The organism is Actinomadura sp. (assembly GCF_044508335.1).
GTDB lineage: Bacteria > Actinomycetota > Actinomycetes > Streptosporangiales > Streptosporangiaceae > Spirillospora.
Map to the genome: position 1 here is coordinate 56,553 of NZ_JBIQHY010000023.1, position 15,450 is coordinate 72,002.

Consider the following 15,450-nt stretch of genomic DNA (forward strand, 5'->3'; position numbering starts at 1 on the left):
GCACCGGGCCGCACGACGGGAGCGGGCCGCACGACGGGAGCGGGCCGCGGGACGGGAGCGGGCCGCGGGACGGCGCGCCGCGCGGCGGCAAGGGCGGGCTGCGCGAGCGCAAGAAGGAGGCGACGCGCCGCGCCCTGCACGAGGCCGCGATGCGCCTCGCCGTCGAGCACGGCCTGGACGCGGTCACCGTCGAGGCCATCGCGGACGCCGCCGGCGTGTCCCGCCGCACCTTCTCCAACTATTTCGGCGGCAAGGAGGAGGCCCTCCTCTACGGCGGCGAGCAGCGGATGCGCTCCCTGCTGGAGACGTTCGAGGCCCGCCCCCCGGAGGAGTCGTCCTGGACGGCGCTGCGCGCGGCGTTCGAGGCCGTCCACGAGCAGTTCGGCCCCATGGACCCGCACTGGGCCGCGCAGGTCCGCCTCGCCCGCAACCATCCGTCCGTGCTGGCCCGGCAGCTCGCCCAGTACGCCGGGATGGAGCGATCCCTCGCCGGGCTGATCGCCGCCCGCGACGGCCTCCCGCCCGGCGGGCTGCGCTGCCGCACGATGGCCGGCGCCTTCATGACCGCCCTCCGCATCGCGTCCCTCACCTGGATCGAGGAGCAGCCGGCCCGCACGATGGCCGAGGTGGTCGACGAGGCCCTCACCGAGATCGCCCGCGAATTCCGCTGAGCCCGTCCACCGGGTTAAATGGTCAAACCATGAATCGGATTGGCGGCGAGGGCATGAGCGCGGACGGCGAGCGGGACGATCCCGACTTCTGGACGTTCGTCGACCTCGCGGGACGCCGCCTCGCGGACGAGTTCGGGTTCCCCGACCGGCTCGCGACCAGGCTGCTGCTCACCCTCAACCGCGCCTCGGCGATCGTCACCTACGACCTGGAGTCCACGGTGCACCGGCCGCGCGGGCACTCCTGGGCCGGCTTCCGGCTGCTGTTCGTGACCTGGCTGGCCGGGCCGCTGGAGCCCGGACGCGCCGCCACGCTGGCCGGGATGAGCCGGGCCGCCGTGTCCAACCTGGCCAAGACGCTCATCGCGGACGGGATGATGGCCCGCACGCCCGGCGAGCGGGACGGCCGGTCGGTGATCCTGTCGCTGACCGAGCGGGGCCGCGAGGCGATGCTGGAGATCTTCGCCGGGCAGCACGCGCGCGAGCGGCAGTGGGCGAGCACGCTGAGCGAGACCGAGCAGCGGATGCTGATCATGCTGCTGGACAAGCTGATCGCCGGCCGCACCTCCTTCGACGTGCGGGAACGCAGTTAACCCTTCCCCGGGCGGGAGAAGAGTCGTAGTGTCGGCACAAAGTAGTTAATGCATTAACCATCGGAGGCGACGGACATGGCCCACTACCGCCGGGTCGGCCACGTGCCGCCGAAACGCCACACCCAGCACAGGGACGGCGAGGAGCGGCTCTACTTCGAGGAACTGATGGGCGAGGAGGGGTTCTCCTCCGATTCGTCCCTCCTGTACCACCGGGACATCCCGTCCGCGATCACGGACTCCCGGACCTGGGACGTCCCGGACACGGCGACGACGCCCAACCACCCCCTCAAGCCGCGGCACCTGAAGCTGCACGACCTGTTCCCCAAGGAGACCTGGGCCGAGACCGACGTCGTCACCGGGCGGCGGGTGATCCTCGCCAACGGCGATGTCCGCCTCTCCTACGTCGTCTCCGCCGCCGACTCGCCGCTGTACCGCAACGCGACCGGCGACGAGATCGTGTACGTCGAGTCGGGCGCCGCCACGGTCGAGACGGTCTTCGGCGCGCTGAACGCCGAGCAGGGCGACTACGTCGTCATCCCGACGTCCACCACCCACCGCTGGCTGCCCACCGGCGACGAGCCTCTGCGCGCCTACGCGATCGAGGCGACCGGGCACGTCGCGCCGCCCAAGCGCTACCTCTCCCGCTACGGCCAATTCCTGGAGAACGCGCCGTACTGCGAGCGCGACCTGCACGGCCCCGGCGAGCCGCTCCTCTCCGACGAGACCGACGTCGAGGTCTACGTCAAGCACCGCACCTCGCGCGGCATCGTGGGCACCCGCATGACCTACGCGCGGCACCCGTTCGACGTCGTCGGCTGGGACGGCTGCCTGTACCCGTTCACGTTCAACATCCACGACTTCGAGCCCATCACCGGCCGCGTCCACCAGCCGCCGCCCGTCCACCAGGTGTTCGAGGGCCACAACTTCGTGGTGTGCAACTTCGTGCCGCGGAAGGTCGACTACCACCCGCTGTCGATCCCGGTGCCCTACTACCACTCGAACGTCGACTCCGACGAGATCATGTTCTACTGCGGCGGGGACTACGAGGCGCGCAAGGGCTCCGGCATCGGCCAGGGCTCGGTCTCCGTCCACCCGGGCGGCCTCGCGCACGGCCCGCAGCCCGGCGCCTACGAGCGCAGCATCGGCGTCGACTTCTTCGACGAGCTCGCCGTCATGGTCGACACCTTCCACCCGCTCGAACTCGGCGAGGGCGGGCTGGCGTGCGAGGACACCGGCTACGCCTGGACGTGGGCGAGGCGGCGATGATCCCGACGTTCGCCCACGCCCTCTGCGACGACGCGGCCGTCTTCCCGCCCGGCCTCGCACCGCTGGCCGAGGCCGTCCCGGCCCACCGCGCGCACCGCGCCGCCCCGTACGCCGACCTCGTCGGCCCCCTCGTCGTGCCGGCGACCGCGCTGGACGAGCTGGACCGGCTGCTCGGCGACGAGCCCCTCGACGTGTCGATCACCGCGCCCGGCGGACCGTGCCAGGCGGCCAAGGCCCTGGCCAGGGCCGCCGAACTGCCGGTCACCGTGCGCGGCCTGGAGATCGCGGTGCCGCCCGGCATGCAGCCGGACGAGTTCTTCCGCGTGCTCGGCCGCACCACCGCGCCGGTCTACGTGGAGATCCCGCGCGACGACCGCCGGCCCGCGATGATCGCCGCGGTGGCGGCCCGCCGGCACCGCGCGAAGTTCCGCACCGGCGGCGTGAAGGCGCACCTCTACCCGAGCCCGGACGAGCTGGCCGCGGGGATCAAGGCCGCGGTGGACGCCCGCCTTCCGTTCAAGGCGACGGCGGGGCTGCACCATCCCGTCCGCAACACCGACCCGGAGACCGGCTTCCACCAGCACGGCTTCCTGAACCTGCTGCTCGCGACCGACGCCGCGCTGCGCGGCCGCCCGGTGGCGGAACTGGCCGCGATCCTCGCCGACCGCGACGCCCCGTCCGTCGCGTCCCGCGTGTCGTCGCTGGGCGAGGCCCGGACGATCGCCGCCCGCGGCCGCTTCCTGTCCTTCGGGACGTGCAGCATCACCGACCCCCTGAACGAACTCGCGGACCTGGGCCTCCTCGCGTCCGCGCTCCAGGAGTGCACTCGATGACCCGCATCGCGATCCCCGAAGGCTCCCTCTTCGGGCTCGCCAACCTCCCCTACGGCGTCTTCTCGACCCCCGGCACCGCACCCCGCGTGGGCGTCCGCGTCGCCGACTCGGTGGTGGACCTCGCCCTGGCCCTGGGCGACGACGTGTTCGCGGCTCCGTCCCTGAACCCGTTCATGGCGCAGGGCCACGCGCACTGGGTAGAGGTCCGCGAGCAGATCCTCGACCTGGTCACGGACGACGTCCTGGACGAGGCGGTGCATCCGGTGGACGCGGTCGCCATGCACATGCCGTTCGAGGTGGCCGACTACGTCGACTTCTACGCCTCCGAGTACCACGCGTCGAACCTGGGCCGCCTGTTCCGCCCCGGCGCCGAGCCGCTGATGCCGAACTGGAGGCATCTGCCGGTCGGCTACCACGGCCGGGCCGGCACGGTGGTCCCGTCCGGGATGGACATCGTCCGCCCGACCGGCCAGCGCAAGGGGGAGGACGCCCCCACCTTCGGTGAGAGCCGCCGCCTGGACATCGAGGCGGAAGTCGGCTTCGTCGTGGGCACGGGCTCCCCGCTGGGCACGCCGGTGACCACGGAGGACTTCTCCGAGCGGGTGTTCGGGGTCGTCCTGGTCAACGACTGGTCGGCCCGCGACATCCAGGCGTGGGAGTACGTCCCCCTTGGGCCGTTCCTCGGGAAGAGCTTCGCTACGTCCGTCTCCCATTGGGTCGTCCCTCTCCTGGCCTTGGAGGCCGCCCGCGTAGCGACCCCGCCCCAAGACCCGGAACCCCTCCCCTACCTTCAGGAGAAGAACCCGTGGGGGCTGGACCTGGAGCTTGAGGTCTCCTGGAACGGCCAGGTGGTCTCCCGCCCGCCCTACCGCGAGATGTACTGGTCGCCCGCGCAGATGCTCGCGCACATGACGGTGAACGGCGCCTCGTCCCGGACGGGCGACCTCTTCGCCTCCGGCACGGTCTCAGGCCCCGCCAAGGAGCAGCGCGGCGCCTTCATCGAGCTGACCTGGGGCGGCAAGGAGCCCGTCGAGGTCAACGGCGAACCCCGCACCTTCCTGGAGGACGGCGACGAGGTCTCGATAACGGCCACCGCCCCAGGCCCGTCCGGCGCCCGCATCGGCTTCGGCGAGGTGAAGGGCCGGATCCTCCCCGCCCGCTAGGACGGAATCTCGCCCGGGACGCGCGCCTCCCGGGCGGGAGCGTCAGAGCATGGCGAGGCGGTCCACCAGGAGCCGCACCCTCGACTCGGTGTGCTCCGGCGGCAGCCGCCCGGCCCGGGTCAGGGTGGCCAGGCCGTGCAGGCCCGCCCAGAACACCTCGGTGAACAGTCCCGGGTCGACGCCGTCCGCCCTACTGGCCGCCGCCCTCGTCTGACCCCGCGGGCGCCAGGTCGCGCCGGTACCGCGTGCCCGGCTTGCCGCCCAGGTCGGCCGGATCGGCCGGGCCGGCCGGAACGAAACCGGCCTTGATCAGCACTCTCCGGGATGCGGCGTTCTCGCGGGCGGTGGCGGCGCGCACCGCCCGCAGCCCGTGCCGCGCCGCCGCCAGCCGGCACAGCTCCCGGACGGCCGCGGTCGCCACGCCGCGGCCGGCGGCGTGCCGCGCGACCCGGTAGCCGAGGTCGGCGGCGCCGTCCTCGATGCGGTAGAGGTTGAACCGGCCGAGGATGGAGCCGTCGTCGGCGACGAGCACGTAGTAGGCGCCGGCGCCGGCCTCCTGCTCGGCCAGCATGGCGCGGTGCCGGTCGGCGAACCGGTCGAAGTACTCGTCGCCGCGGTCGGAGATCGAGGCGGCGAAGTAGGCGCGGTTCGCCAGTTCGAAGGCCAGGACCGCCGGGGCGTGGCCGGCGTCCAGCCGCTGCAGCTCGGGCACCGCTCGACCCTAGCCGGATCGTGCGCTCAGCCCATCTGATTTTTCGTCGGGCGCCGCCGGCGGCGGTCAGGGCGTCCGGGGTTCGGGGCGGATCATCAGCGGGACGGAGTCCGTGCCCCGGATGACCAGGGTCGCGCCCAGCCGGCGGGCTTCGGCGTCCGGCGGCTCGGCCCGGCCCAGGACGCCGACTTGGCCGCCGGCTTCGATGACGCCCTCGTACAGGCGGATCCGGCAGGTCGTCGGGGAACCGTTGCGGTAGCCGCCCGCGCGCAGCAGCTCGTCCACCCAGGGGACCTTGTCGAGCGTCGTCACCGGCGCCTCGTAGTCGCGCGCCACCGCGACGCGCCCGCCCGCTCCCCTGACCAGCGCGACGCCGGTGCCGTCGTCCAGCAGGAAGTCGACCGCCTGCCCGAACCGGTGCGTCCCGTCCGACCCGTCCGAGCTCGGGACGATCGCCAGCTCGCGGGCCAGATAGGAACGTCCGCTGGCCTCGCTCACCGGGGCGGTGCCCACCGCCACGGCGCGCCCGGACAACCGGCACGTCCCCGGGGAGGCGGCGTCCGCGACCGTCGACGGGGGCGTCTTCTTGAACGCACGCTTGACCGAGCCGCCGCGCTGGTAGACCAGGACGAGCCCGCCCAGCGACACGGCGACCAGCAGCAGGACGATGACCACGTCCATGAGTTCTCCCGGGTCCGTAGCAGGCGGGGGTGATCCGCATCTTGCCGGAGAACCCCGGCGGCCACCAGAGCACCGCGAACCCCGGACGCGTCGGAACCGGCGCGATGCCGCGCGCCTCCCGGATCCGGGACAGCCACGGGAATGGAGATATTCGGCGCCGCGGACTCACCGGGCGCCGACGTCCTTATGCGCGGGAGCAGTTTCCCGGAAAAGCCACTAACTGGCCATTGGGACAGTTTGAATGGCCGGGCGGCCACGGGAGGATTGTCTGCTCCCGCGGCCGCGCCGAAGGCTTCGGGTCAGGCGCTCTGGCGTTCGCCGAACATCGCCTTCACGAACCGGAAGAGCATGAGCACCGGCAGAATGAAGGCGTAGAAGAACATGAAGTACTCACCGCCCTCGAAGATGAACCCCAGGTACACGGCGTAGCCGAGGAAGCCCACGCCGAACGCGAGGTTGAGCAGCCTTTCGCCCGCGCTCTGGCCGCCGCCGATGGCCGCCATGACGAGCATGGCGATGCCGGACACCAGCAGGAACACGACGTACCACGAGAATGTGGCGTCGGCACTGAAGTCGATATTCATAACATCCCTCTGAAGTTTTGCGACAAAGCTGGATGATCATAGCGACGCCCACCGGTTCTCGCCAGCCGAATTAGGCCACATTCGGTCATCACACTGGACGCGGCCGCATTCGTCGCATCCCGCGCGCGGATGGACACGATCCGCTTCCGAGTGGCCTTTCATATTCGAGCAATGCCGACCGGGCGAATGGACCATGCCGGCAGAGAGAGGCATCTCCGCGCGGCGCTTCAAGCGGCTGCCGCGCGCCCCGCCTGACCGGCCGGGTCCCGCGCGGTCACGGCCGGCCCGCGGCGCCGGGCCGGCCGCGCCGGGACAGGACGGCCTCCCGTCCGATGAGGCCGACCGCGAACACGCCGGCCCCGGCCAGCACGGACTGCCAGGGCAGCGTGGCCACGAGCACCAGGCAGCCGGCGGCGCCGAGCAGGTTCAGAGCGCGCGGCCAGCGCCGGTCGCGGGCGGGCTGGGTGAAGGCCGAGGCGTTCGCGATGGCGTAGTAGACCAGCACGCCGAAGGAGGAGAAGCCGATCACGCCGCGCAGGTCGACGGTGGCGGCCAGCACGCCGACGGCGGCGGCGACGGCGATCTCGGCGCGGTGCGGCACCCGGTGGCGAGGGTGGACGGCGGCCAGCCGGCCCGGCAGATCGCGGTTGCGGGCCATCGCCAGCGTGGTGCGGCCGGCGCCGGCGATCAGGGACAGCAGCGCGCCGAGCGCGGCGAGCGCCGCGCCGATCCGCACCACGGGGGCCAGGCCCCCGGCACCGGCGGTCTCGACCGCGGTGGCCAGCGGCGCGGCGGCGGTGGCGAGGCGGTCCGGGCCGGCGGCCAGCAGGGCGGCCGCACCCACGGCCAGGTAGACGGCCACCGCGATGAACAGGGCGATCGGGATGGCGCGCGGGATGACGCGCCGCGGATCGCGAACCTCCTCCCCCAGTGTCGCGATGCGCGCGTAACCGGCGAACGCGAAGAACAGCAGCCCGGCGGACTGGAGGATGCCGTAGGCGCCACCGATGCCCGAGCCGGTCAGGTTCGCCGTGCTCGCGCCGCCGCCCGCCGCGATCCCGGCCACCACGGCGGCGAGGACGGTCAGGCTGGTCGCGACCAGCACGCGGGTCGCCAGCGCGGTCTTGGTCACGCCGCGGTAGTTGAGCGCGGTCAGGCCCGCGACCGCGGCCACCGCGACGGTCCGCCGCGCCCACCACGGGCCGGGAACCGCGTAGGACGCGAAGGTCAGCGCCATCGCCGCGCACGACGCGGTCTTGCCGACCACGAACCCCCATCCGGCCGCGAACCCCCACCGGGGGCCGAGCCGCTCCCGCCCGTACACGTAGGTGCCGCCCGAGGTCGGGTAGACGGCCGCGAGCTGCGCGGACGCCACCGCGTTGCAGTACGCGATGACCGCCGCCACGGCCAGGCCGGCGAGCAGGCCGGCGCCGGCCGCGCGGGCGGCGGGGCCGAACGCGGCGAACACCCCGGCCCCGATCATCGAGCCCAGCCCGATGATCACCGCGTCCCCGGTGCCCAGCCGGCGCGCCAGCCGGCCGGACCCGCCGTCCGGCCGGGACGGGAGCTCCATCGATCCTCCACGGGCCATATGCATCAAACTGCTTTGATGTATTCTGACCCCGTGGGAGTCTCCGAGCAAGCCGCCCCGGCGTTCGTCCGGCTGGCCGCCCACCCGCTGCGGTGGCGGCTGCTGAGCGAGCTGGCCGCGAGCGACTACCGGGTCCGCGAACTGGTGGACCTGACCGGAGAGCCGCAGAACCTGGTCTCCTACCACCTGCGGCAGTTGCGCGGCGGCGGGCTCGTCACGGCGCGGCGCAGCAGTTTCGACGGGCGCGACAGCTACTACCACCTCGACCTGGAGCGCTGTGCGCACGCGCTCGCCGCGGCCGGGGCAGCCCTGCACCCCGCACTCGGCGACGACCGACCCGCGCCGGCGGCCGCCTCGGCTCCCCGGACGTCCGTACTGTTCGCCTGCACCGGCAACAGCGCCCGTTCCCCGATCGCCGAGGCCCTGCTGGCCCGGCGCGGCGGCGGCCGCATCGAGGTGGCCAGCGCCGGAAGCCTTCCGAAGCAGCGGATGCACCCCGAAGCGGTGCGGGTGCTGAAGGACGGCTACGGCATCGACATCTCCCACCGGCGGCCGCGGCACCTGGACACGCTGGACGGCCGCCGGTTCGACTACGTGATCACCCTGTGCGACAAGGTGCGCGAGGTCTGCCCGGACTTCGGCGACCATTCCCGGCGCGTCCATTGGAGCATCCCCGACCCGGCCGCGGCCGGAGGCGCCGCCTTCGCCCGGACGGCGGCGGAGATCGACACCCGCGTCCGGTACCTGCTCCCGCGGCTCACCCGCCCATCATGAGAGGCTCCGCGATGACGACGAACGACCGGCTCGCAAGCGTCCGCTACCTCGTCGACGACGTCCCGGCGGCCGTCGACTTCTACACCGCCCATCTCGGTTTCACGCTGCGGACCGACCCGGCGCCCGCCTTCGCGGACGTGGTGCGCGGCCCCCTGCGGCTGCTGCTGTCCGGCCCGGCCAGCTCGGGCGCCCGCGCCACCCCCGAGCCCGCCACGGCCGGACGCAACCGCATCCACCTCATCGTCGACGACCTCGACGCCGAGATCGCCCGCCTGCGCACCGAGGGCGTGGCCTTCCAGGGCGACGTGGTCTCCGGCCCCGGCGGGCGGCAGATCCTGCTCACCGACCCGGCCGGCAACCTCGTAGAACTCTTCGAGCCCGCCGCTCGCTGAGATCAGACCGCCGGCGGGCTCAGCCGTTCTGTTCTTGGACGGAGCGGCCCAGCAGGGCGACCAGCCGGGTGAGGGGCGGCGCGTCGTCGGGGGCCGGTTGCGGCGGGCCGAATGGGGTGCGGTCCGGCGGGATGTCGGCGAGCTTGGCGCGGGTGAAGTCCAGCACCTGCTGGACGAGGTCGTCCGGGAAGCGGGGTTCCTGACCGGTGGCCTGGGCGAGGTCCCAGCCGTGGACGACCGCTTCGGTGGCGCGTATGTACGCCGCCCCGGCGCCCGGTACCGGGCCGATCGGGATCTGGTGGATCCGCTCCAGCACGCCCGGTTCGGAGAGCGCCGCGAGGAGGTCCTGCGCGGCCGTGCGCTGGGCCTTCACCGGGTCGTCGCCGAGAACGTCGGTGACCTTCGGGTCGAGAGCGCTCGGCGGCGGGGGCGCCTCCCCGCGGAGGATGGTCGCGAACAGGCGGTCGCCGATGACGAAGTGGTCGACCAGCTGCCGCACGTTCCAGTCGGTGCACGGGGTCGGGCCGTCCCACTGGCCGGGGCGGACGCCGGCCACCAGGCCGCCGGTCACCGCCAGCAGCGCGGCGAGGTCTTCCACGGGGGAAGAGGTCATACGACACCTCCAAGACGCCGGTCAGGTCAACGCTACGTCCCGCCGCTGACGGAAGGCGGCTCTACCGCGCCAACATACTTTAAGGTATGGTTTCCGTACTATGGAGTATGGAAGCGAGATCGTGCGGCGCGTCCGGGAGCTGGCGCCGGTGCTGGGCGAGCGCGCCGCGGCGGCGGAGGCGGCGCGGCGGCTGCCCGACGAGACCATCGAGGACCTCGCCGCGGCCGGGCTGTTCGGCATGCTGGTCCCGGCGAAGTTCGGCGGGCCCGAACTGGGCTTCGAGGCGATGGCGGCGGCGTGCCGGGAGGCGGGCGCGGCCTGCGCGTCGACCGGGTGGCTGTCGGTGATCTACACGCTGCACAACTGGATGGTCGGGCTGTTCCCGGAGCAGGCGCAGGCCGAGGTGTGGGCGGAGCGGCCGTACGCGCTGATCCCGTGCGTCCTGTCGCCGTCCGGCACCGCGGAGCCCGCGGACGGCGGCCACACCGTCACCGGGCGCTGGTCGTGGGGAAGCGGGATCATGCACGCCGACCACGTGATGGTCATGGCGCTGGTCACCGTGGGCGACGCGATCGAGCCGAGGCTGTTCCTGCTGCCGCGGGAGGACGTCACCGTCCACGACGTGTGGCACACCAGCGGCATGCGAGGCACCGGCAGCAACGACATCGAGGTGCCGGGCGTGTTCGTCCCCGCGCACCGGTCGGTGCCGATGCCGGCGCTGACCGAGGGGCGGTCGCCCGGCGCCGGCGTCCACCCGGGGCCGCTCTACCGGACGCCGCTGGTGCCGGTGTTCGCGCTGACCGGCGCGGCGCCCGTGCTCGGCGCGGCGGAGGGGGTGCTGGCGCGGTTCACCGAGCGGATGGCGACCCGCGTGATGGCCTACAGCGGTCAGCGGCAGCGCGACCTGATGAGCGGGCAGATCCGGTTCGCGGAGGCGACCGCGGATCTGGCCGCCGCCCGCCTCCTGCTGGAGGACGCGCTGCGGGACGTGGCGTCGGGCCGGTCCCTCGACATGACGGACCGGGCGCGGGCCCGGCTCGTCGCGGCGCACGTGGTCGCGACCGCCCGGCGGGTCGTGAACGAGCTGTGCTCCGCCGCCGGCGCGAGCGCCCAGTTCACCTCCTCCCCCTTCCAGCGGGCGCAGCGCGACGTGAATACGATCTCCGGGCATGTGGTGTTCGATCCGGACGCGGCCTACGCCCTCTACGGCAGGATCGGGCTGGGCCTCGACCCCGGCCCGGTCGTCCTCGTCTGACGGACGGCGGCCGGGGGCATGACGGCCAGGGCGAGGCCGGCGAAGGCGAGGGTGTCGCGGCGCGACTGGATCGAGGCCGCCTACCAGGAGCTGGCGCGGGCCGGCGAGCGCGGTGTGACGATCAACGCGCTCGCCGCCCGGCTCGGCGTCACGAAAGGCAGCTTCTACTGGCATTTCACGGACCGTCCGGAGCTGATGCGGGCGCTGCTCGACCGGTGGGCGCACGAGCGGACGGACGAGGTGTGGGGCCTGTCCCTCGGCAGCACCGCCGACCCGCGCGAGCGGCTGCACCGCATCCAGGCGCTGGGCCGCGAGGTCGCGCCGATCGACCGGGCGATGCGGCTGTGGGCGCAGCACGAGCCCGCGGCGGCGGAGGCGGTGCGGCACGCGGACCGGGCGCTGCTCGGGCACATCGCCGGCTGCCTGGAGGATCTCGGGTTCGGCGCCGAGGACGCGCGGCTGCGGGCCCTGCTGATGCTGCGCTCGTGGGTCGGCGGCTACCTGATCCCCGGCGAGAGCGACTCCGGCCTGTACGAACGCACCCTGGAGATCCTGCTGGCGCGTCCTACGTGAGCCCGGCGAGGAACGCGAGCATCGCCTCGTTGACCTCGCCGGCCGCCTCCATCTGCACGAAATGCCCCGCCCTTTGGACGATGTGGACTTCGCGTAGGCCGGGCACGAGTTCCTCCATCTGCTTCAGCGCGTCCGGCCCCATCATCTGGAGGACGGGGTCGCGCTCGCCCACGAGGAACATCGTCGGGACGGTTACGGGCTCGTCCGGTCGGCTCTGCTTCTCGTTCCAGACGTGGTCGTAGGCGCGGTACCAGTTGAGGCCGCCGGTGAAGCCCGTCCTGCGGAATTCGTCGACGTAGTAGGCGAACTCGTCCTGCGTCAGCCACGGCCAGGGGAGGGGCGGGGCCTCCGGCAGCACATCGAGGTATCCGTTGCCTTCGCTGGGGTGCCGCCAGATGTCGAGGTACCGGTATCCGCCGCTGAGCGCCCAGAACACGTTCGCCAGGAAGCGCTCCGGCGCCGCTCCCAGTTCCTCGTCGGCCGGCCCCTGCTCCTGGAAGTAGTGCACATGGACGAAGTGCTGCTCGGCCATCCGCGCGTAGATCTCGGTGGGCGGACGCCTAGAGACGGGCATGCGCGGCACGCTCAGCTGCATCAGCGCCTTGACCCGTCCAGGGGCCCATTGGGGCAGGTCCCAGACGAGAGCGGCCCCGAAGTCGTGTCCGGCGAAGACGGCCTCCTCGATGCCGAGAGCGTCCAGGAGACCGACCATGTCGGCGACCGTGCGGCTCCGGTCGTACTCGCCCGGCGAGGACGGACGACCGCTTCGCCCGTAGCCGCGCATGTCGACCGCGATCGCCCGGTACCCGGCCGCCGCCAGCACCGGCAGCTGATGCCGCCAGCTGTACCAGAGCCCCGGGAACCCGTGGCACATCACCACCGGAAGCCCGTCGCCCTGCTCGGCCGCATGAAGGGCGATGCCGCCGGCGTCCACCATGCGATGCCGGACGTTCCCCTCACCAAGGCTCATACCGACGATCCTGGGCGTCCGCCCCGCCGCGATCCTCCTCGCTCCCGGTCACCGGGACACCGCTGGACGGCGCGCCCGCCGCGGACGAGAGTCGGCGACCATGGCGAGCCCCGACATCGCCGCGCGCATCGCCCGGCTGGAGGCCATCGAGGACATCAAGGCCCTCAAGCACCGCTACCTGCGCGCGTGCGACGCCAAGGACCCCGAGGAGTTCCGGGCGTGCTTCATCGCCTCCGGCGCCTCGATCGACTACGGCCGGCTCGGCGCCTTCGACGACGCCGACGGCATAGCCGAGGTCTTCGCACGGATCGCACTCCAGAAGACCGACGGCGGGTACGCCGTTCTCGACATGCACCACGCGATGCACCCGGACATCACCGTCCACGGCGAGACGGCCGCGTCCGGCCGCTGGACACTGAAGTTCCGGCAGGTCAACCTGGTCGACCGCACCGAGACCGTAGCCGCCGGCGAGTACGACGACGAGTACGTCATCGAGGACGGCCGCTGGAAGATGTCGAAATGCCACTTCCACCGCCACTGGTCGATCACGCGCCCGATCGGCCCGGACTGCCGCGTCGACCAGTAGCCCTCACGGACGGCGGTCAGGAGGAGGCGGCGGGGTTGCGGACGGTGACGTTGATGCGGTTCCACGCGTTGATCGCCGCGATCGCCATGACCAGGCCGGCGAGGGTCTTCTCGTCGTAGTGGGCGGCGGCGTCGTTCCAGACGTCGTCCGGGACGCCGGCCGGGTCGTCGGCGATCCGCGTGGCCGCCTCGGCCAGCGCGAGCGCCGCCCGCTCCTCGTCGGTGTAGAAGGGGGCCTCGCGCCAGGCCGCCACCGACCAGAGCCGCTCGTCGGTCTCGCCCGCCTTCTTGGCGTCGCCGGCGTGCATGTTCACGCAGAACGCGCAGCCGTTGATCTGGCTGACGCGGAGCCTGACCAGCTCAAGGGTGCTCTGGGGGACGCCGCTGCCGTTGATGTACGACTCCAGCGCGAGCATGGCCTTGTACCCGTCCGCGGCGGGCTTCACGACGTTCATTCGTGCCTGCATGGATGTTTCCCTTCTCGGACATCTCATGTCCAGAATTAGTCGCCGACCGAACGCCTTACCGGGGCCGGTCCTGATCAGGTGCGCAGGTTCGCGAACCAGGCGCGGGTTTCGCCGGGCACGGACGGCCGGCGGCGCTCCACGGTGTCCCGGAGGTCGGCGATGGTCTGCCCGGCCAGCTCCCTGCGCCAGGCGAGCTCCGCCCGCCGCATGGCCTGCGAGACGTAGCACCCCCGGCGGTAGTCGACCCCCTCGTGCTCACCGGGGCCGTGCCGCAGGATCTCCTCGCAGCGGAACGCCTCCTCCGGCCCTTCGATCGCGGTCACCACGTCCATCAGCGTGATGTCCTCCGGGGCGCGCGCGAGCCGGAACCCGCCGCGCGGGCCGGGAGTGGACGTGAGGATCCCGGCGCGGGCGAGCGCCTGCAGCTGCTTGTTCATGTACGCCGCAGGCAGGGAGTAGTACGCGGCCATCCTGGCCGCCGTCACGGCCTCGCCCGGCTCCAGCCAGGTCAGGTTCAGGCAGCTGTGGATCGCCCACTCGACCCCCTCGCTCATCCGCACAATCCTGGATACTAGACATCCAGGATTATCCCCGCAAGCCGGAGCACCGCCGGCCCGGCGCTAAAGTCCGGTTCGTGAGCGATGCGAACCCCACCTTCCGCGCCGCGACGCCCGCCGACGTCCCGGCGCTGGTCGAGCTCGTCCAGGCGTCCTACCGCGGCGAATCGAGCCGCGCCGGATGGACGACCGAGGCCGACATCCTCGACGGGCAGCGCACCGACCCGGACATGGTCGCGGAGGCGGTGAGCGGCCCCGGAAGCCGCATGCTGATCGCCGAGGACGGCGGCGCCCTGGTCGCCTGCTGCCAGCTGGAGGACCGCGGCGGCCACGCCTACTTCGGCATGTTCGCCGTGGACCCGCGCCGCCAGGGCGGCGGCCTCGGCAAGAAGGTCCTCGCCGAGGCGGAACGGGTGGCGCGCGACGAATGGGGCGCCAAGGAGATGCACATGACGGTGATCAGCGTCCGCGAGGACCTGATCGCCTGGTACGTCCGCCGCGGCTACGCCCGCACCGGCCAGAAGTCCCCGTTCCCCTACGGCGACGAGCGCTTCGGCCTCCCCAAGCGGGACGACCTGGAGTTCGAACTCCTGGTGAAGAAGCTCGCCTGAGGGCGGCCCGGCTACTCGCCGGCGGCGCCGTCGGCCAGTTCCCGGACGATGTCGAGCCGGCGGCCACTCGATTGCCGTCATCGGGTGAAGAGCGTTTGATGGTCGGCCAAGCCGGCAAGGCGGTCTTCCTGCAGTGATCGCGACCGAACCTTCACTAGCAAGTTCAATGAAACACTTGATGGTGGAGGTGGGAGCGTGAAGTTCGTGCTTGAGGTCGAGATGAGCGAGGGCGCCGTCGCCGAAGACCCCGCGAAGGAGCTGGGGCGGATTCTGCGGTACTGGGCCGGCAACGTCCGGCATTACGAGCTGAAGGACGGCGACGAGTCGGTCATCTACGACTCCGACTACCGCGACGTGGGCCGGTGGCGGATCGTCGAGGCGTCCTGATCGCCTGGCGGAGATGAAGCGCCTTGTACCGGCTGCCGCTGGACAGGCCGTACGTGCGGGTGCGGTGGTTGACCGGCCCTACCGCGCCGGGGCGGGCACCAGCCGGAAGGCGATGAACGCGGGGAGCGCCTCCAGCGCGGCGTGGTCCTCGGGGTAGCGGTCGGCCATCTCGGGG

General features: G+C 72.5%; 20 protein-coding genes. 12 read left to right on the forward strand and 8 right to left on the reverse strand.

What is annotated here, in order from left to right; all coding sequences use genetic code 11:
• From ACIWVC_RS11570 to fahA, 5 genes are all read left to right on the forward strand, one after another.
• Positions 1-671, forward strand: a 671-nt coding sequence (locus ACIWVC_RS11570) for a TetR/AcrR family transcriptional regulator (RefSeq protein WP_396454117.1), incomplete at its 5' end; no start/stop codon positions are given.
• Positions 672-700: 29 nt separating this feature from the next.
• Positions 701-1,261: a MarR family winged helix-turn-helix transcriptional regulator gene (locus ACIWVC_RS11575; protein ID WP_396445505.1), complete on the forward strand. Its 561-nt coding sequence runs from the start codon at positions 701-703 to the stop codon at positions 1,259-1,261.
• A 75-nt stretch (positions 1,262-1,336) separates the two neighbouring features.
• On the forward strand, positions 1,337-2,527 hold the full coding sequence (locus tag ACIWVC_RS11580) for a homogentisate 1,2-dioxygenase (RefSeq protein WP_396445504.1): 1,191 nt from the start codon (positions 1,337-1,339) through the stop codon (positions 2,525-2,527).
• Positions 2,524-3,360 (forward strand): hypothetical protein, encoded by an 837-nt coding sequence (locus tag ACIWVC_RS11585; protein ID WP_396454118.1) that lies wholly within the window; start codon positions 2,524-2,526, stop codon positions 3,358-3,360. The genes ACIWVC_RS11580 and ACIWVC_RS11585 overlap by 4 nt, the downstream gene beginning before the upstream one ends.
• Positions 3,357-4,523: a fumarylacetoacetase gene (gene fahA, locus ACIWVC_RS11590; protein WP_396454119.1), complete on the forward strand. Its 1,167-nt coding sequence runs from the start codon at positions 3,357-3,359 to the stop codon at positions 4,521-4,523. The genes ACIWVC_RS11585 and fahA overlap by 4 nt, the downstream gene beginning before the upstream one ends.
• A gap of 190 nt (positions 4,524-4,713) precedes the next feature.
• Here the strand turns inward: fahA and ACIWVC_RS11595 are convergent, their stop codons facing one another.
• From ACIWVC_RS11595 to ACIWVC_RS11610, 4 genes are all read right to left on the reverse strand, one after another.
• Positions 4,714-5,235 carry a GNAT family N-acetyltransferase gene (locus ACIWVC_RS11595; RefSeq protein ID WP_396454121.1) on the reverse strand — a complete coding sequence of 174 codons (522 nt, stop codon included), beginning with the start codon at positions 5,233-5,235 and terminating at the stop codon, positions 4,714-4,716.
• A 66-nt stretch (positions 5,236-5,301) separates the two neighbouring features.
• Positions 5,302-5,916, reverse strand: coding sequence for a hypothetical protein (locus tag ACIWVC_RS11600; protein ID WP_396445500.1), 615 nt, complete (start codon positions 5,914-5,916; stop codon positions 5,302-5,304).
• 299 nt (positions 5,917-6,215) lie between these two features.
• Positions 6,216-6,500: a hypothetical protein gene (locus tag ACIWVC_RS11605; RefSeq protein WP_396445499.1), complete on the reverse strand. Its 285-nt coding sequence runs from the start codon at positions 6,498-6,500 to the stop codon at positions 6,216-6,218.
• A 274-nt stretch (positions 6,501-6,774) separates the two neighbouring features.
• Positions 6,775-8,073: an APC family permease gene (locus tag ACIWVC_RS11610; RefSeq protein ID WP_396454123.1), complete on the reverse strand. Its 1,299-nt coding sequence runs from the start codon at positions 8,071-8,073 to the stop codon at positions 6,775-6,777.
• Positions 8,074-8,124: 51 nt separating this feature from the next.
• Here ACIWVC_RS11610 and ACIWVC_RS11615 point away from each other — a divergent pair, with 51 nt between their 5' ends.
• Together ACIWVC_RS11615 and ACIWVC_RS11620 are read left to right on the forward strand one after the other, a co-directional pair.
• Positions 8,125-8,865, forward strand: a complete 741-nt coding sequence (locus ACIWVC_RS11615; RefSeq protein ID WP_396445497.1) for an ArsR family transcriptional regulator — start codon at positions 8,125-8,127, stop codon at positions 8,863-8,865.
• Between the two features lie 11 nt (positions 8,866-8,876).
• Positions 8,877-9,257, forward strand: a complete 381-nt coding sequence (locus tag ACIWVC_RS11620) for a VOC family protein (RefSeq protein ID WP_396445496.1) — start codon at positions 8,877-8,879, stop codon at positions 9,255-9,257.
• A gap of 19 nt (positions 9,258-9,276) precedes the next feature.
• Here the strand turns inward: ACIWVC_RS11620 and ACIWVC_RS11625 are convergent, their stop codons facing one another.
• The gene (locus tag ACIWVC_RS11625; RefSeq protein ID WP_396445495.1) at positions 9,277-9,870 is read right to left on the reverse strand and encodes a TIGR03086 family metal-binding protein; all 594 of its coding nucleotides are present in this window, start codon (positions 9,868-9,870) and stop codon (positions 9,277-9,279) included.
• A 100-nt stretch (positions 9,871-9,970) separates the two neighbouring features.
• Between ACIWVC_RS11625 and ACIWVC_RS11630 the strand changes: the two genes are divergently transcribed.
• Positions 9,971-11,125: an acyl-CoA dehydrogenase family protein gene (locus ACIWVC_RS11630; protein ID WP_396454124.1), complete on the forward strand. Its 1,155-nt coding sequence runs from the start codon at positions 9,971-9,973 to the stop codon at positions 11,123-11,125.
• An 18-nt stretch (positions 11,126-11,143) separates the two neighbouring features.
• Positions 11,144-11,698 carry a TetR/AcrR family transcriptional regulator gene (locus ACIWVC_RS11635; RefSeq protein WP_396445493.1) on the forward strand — a complete coding sequence of 185 codons (555 nt, stop codon included), beginning with the start codon at positions 11,144-11,146 and terminating at the stop codon, positions 11,696-11,698.
• On the opposite strand, the gene ACIWVC_RS11640 is transcribed toward ACIWVC_RS11635, so the two are convergent.
• On the reverse strand, positions 11,691-12,668 hold the full coding sequence (locus ACIWVC_RS11640) for an alpha/beta fold hydrolase (protein WP_396454125.1): 978 nt from the start codon (positions 12,666-12,668) through the stop codon (positions 11,691-11,693). The genes ACIWVC_RS11635 and ACIWVC_RS11640 overlap by 8 nt on opposite strands.
• Positions 12,669-12,768: 100 nt before the next feature.
• On the opposite strand from ACIWVC_RS11640, the gene ACIWVC_RS11645 reads away from it, so the two are divergent.
• Complete coding sequence (locus ACIWVC_RS11645; RefSeq protein ID WP_396454126.1) at positions 12,769-13,254, forward strand: nuclear transport factor 2 family protein; 486 nt, start codon at positions 12,769-12,771, stop codon at positions 13,252-13,254.
• 16 nt (positions 13,255-13,270) lie between these two features.
• On the opposite strand, the gene ACIWVC_RS11650 is transcribed toward ACIWVC_RS11645, so the two are convergent.
• Both ACIWVC_RS11650 and ACIWVC_RS11655 read right to left on the reverse strand, forming a co-directional pair.
• Positions 13,271-13,720, reverse strand: a complete 450-nt coding sequence (locus tag ACIWVC_RS11650; protein WP_396445490.1) for a carboxymuconolactone decarboxylase family protein — start codon at positions 13,718-13,720, stop codon at positions 13,271-13,273.
• A 74-nt stretch (positions 13,721-13,794) separates the two neighbouring features.
• Positions 13,795-14,274 carry an RrF2 family transcriptional regulator gene (locus tag ACIWVC_RS11655; protein ID WP_396445489.1) on the reverse strand — a complete coding sequence of 160 codons (480 nt, stop codon included), beginning with the start codon at positions 14,272-14,274 and terminating at the stop codon, positions 13,795-13,797.
• Between the two features lie 80 nt (positions 14,275-14,354).
• On the opposite strand from ACIWVC_RS11655, the gene ACIWVC_RS11660 reads away from it, so the two are divergent.
• Together ACIWVC_RS11660 and ACIWVC_RS11665 are read left to right on the forward strand one after the other, a co-directional pair.
• The gene (locus ACIWVC_RS11660) at positions 14,355-14,888 is read left to right on the forward strand and encodes a GNAT family N-acetyltransferase (protein WP_396454128.1); all 534 of its coding nucleotides are present in this window, start codon (positions 14,355-14,357) and stop codon (positions 14,886-14,888) included.
• A 195-nt stretch (positions 14,889-15,083) separates the two neighbouring features.
• Entirely contained in the window at positions 15,084-15,275 is a 192-nt protein-coding gene (locus ACIWVC_RS11665; protein WP_396445487.1) for a hypothetical protein, read from the forward strand.
• The last annotated feature ends 175 nt before the right edge of the window (positions 15,276-15,450 follow it).

Coding starts and splice junctions, on each gene's coding strand:
- ACIWVC_RS11625 (WP_396445495.1), bottom strand. CDS start 9,870: ATGACCTCTTCCCCCGTGGAAGACCTCGCCGCGCTGCTGGCGGTGACC.
- ACIWVC_RS11635 (WP_396445493.1), top strand. CDS start 11,144: ATGACGGCCAGGGCGAGGCCGGCGAAGGCGAGGGTGTCGCGGCGCGAC.
- ACIWVC_RS11640 (WP_396454125.1), bottom strand. CDS start 12,668: ATGAGCCTTGGTGAGGGGAACGTCCGGCATCGCATGGTGGACGCCGGC.
- ACIWVC_RS11630 (WP_396454124.1), top strand. CDS start 9,971: ATGGAGTATGGAAGCGAGATCGTGCGGCGCGTCCGGGAGCTGGCGCCG.
- ACIWVC_RS11620 (WP_396445496.1), top strand. CDS start 8,877: ATGACGACGAACGACCGGCTCGCAAGCGTCCGCTACCTCGTCGACGAC.
- ACIWVC_RS11600 (WP_396445500.1), bottom strand. CDS start 5,916: ATGGACGTGGTCATCGTCCTGCTGCTGGTCGCCGTGTCGCTGGGCGGG.
- ACIWVC_RS11645 (WP_396454126.1), top strand. CDS start 12,769: ATGGCGAGCCCCGACATCGCCGCGCGCATCGCCCGGCTGGAGGCCATC.
- ACIWVC_RS11575 (WP_396445505.1), top strand. CDS start 701: ATGAATCGGATTGGCGGCGAGGGCATGAGCGCGGACGGCGAGCGGGAC.
- ACIWVC_RS11580 (WP_396445504.1), top strand. CDS start 1,337: ATGGCCCACTACCGCCGGGTCGGCCACGTGCCGCCGAAACGCCACACC.
- ACIWVC_RS11610 (WP_396454123.1), bottom strand. CDS start 8,073: ATGGAGCTCCCGTCCCGGCCGGACGGCGGGTCCGGCCGGCTGGCGCGC.
- ACIWVC_RS11655 (WP_396445489.1), bottom strand. CDS start 14,274: ATGAGCGAGGGGGTCGAGTGGGCGATCCACAGCTGCCTGAACCTGACC.
- ACIWVC_RS11650 (WP_396445490.1), bottom strand. CDS start 13,720: ATGCAGGCACGAATGAACGTCGTGAAGCCCGCCGCGGACGGGTACAAG.
- fahA (WP_396454119.1), top strand. CDS start 3,357: ATGACCCGCATCGCGATCCCCGAAGGCTCCCTCTTCGGGCTCGCCAAC.
- ACIWVC_RS11585 (WP_396454118.1), top strand. CDS start 2,524: ATGATCCCGACGTTCGCCCACGCCCTCTGCGACGACGCGGCCGTCTTC.
- ACIWVC_RS11605 (WP_396445499.1), bottom strand. CDS start 6,500: ATGAATATCGACTTCAGTGCCGACGCCACATTCTCGTGGTACGTCGTG.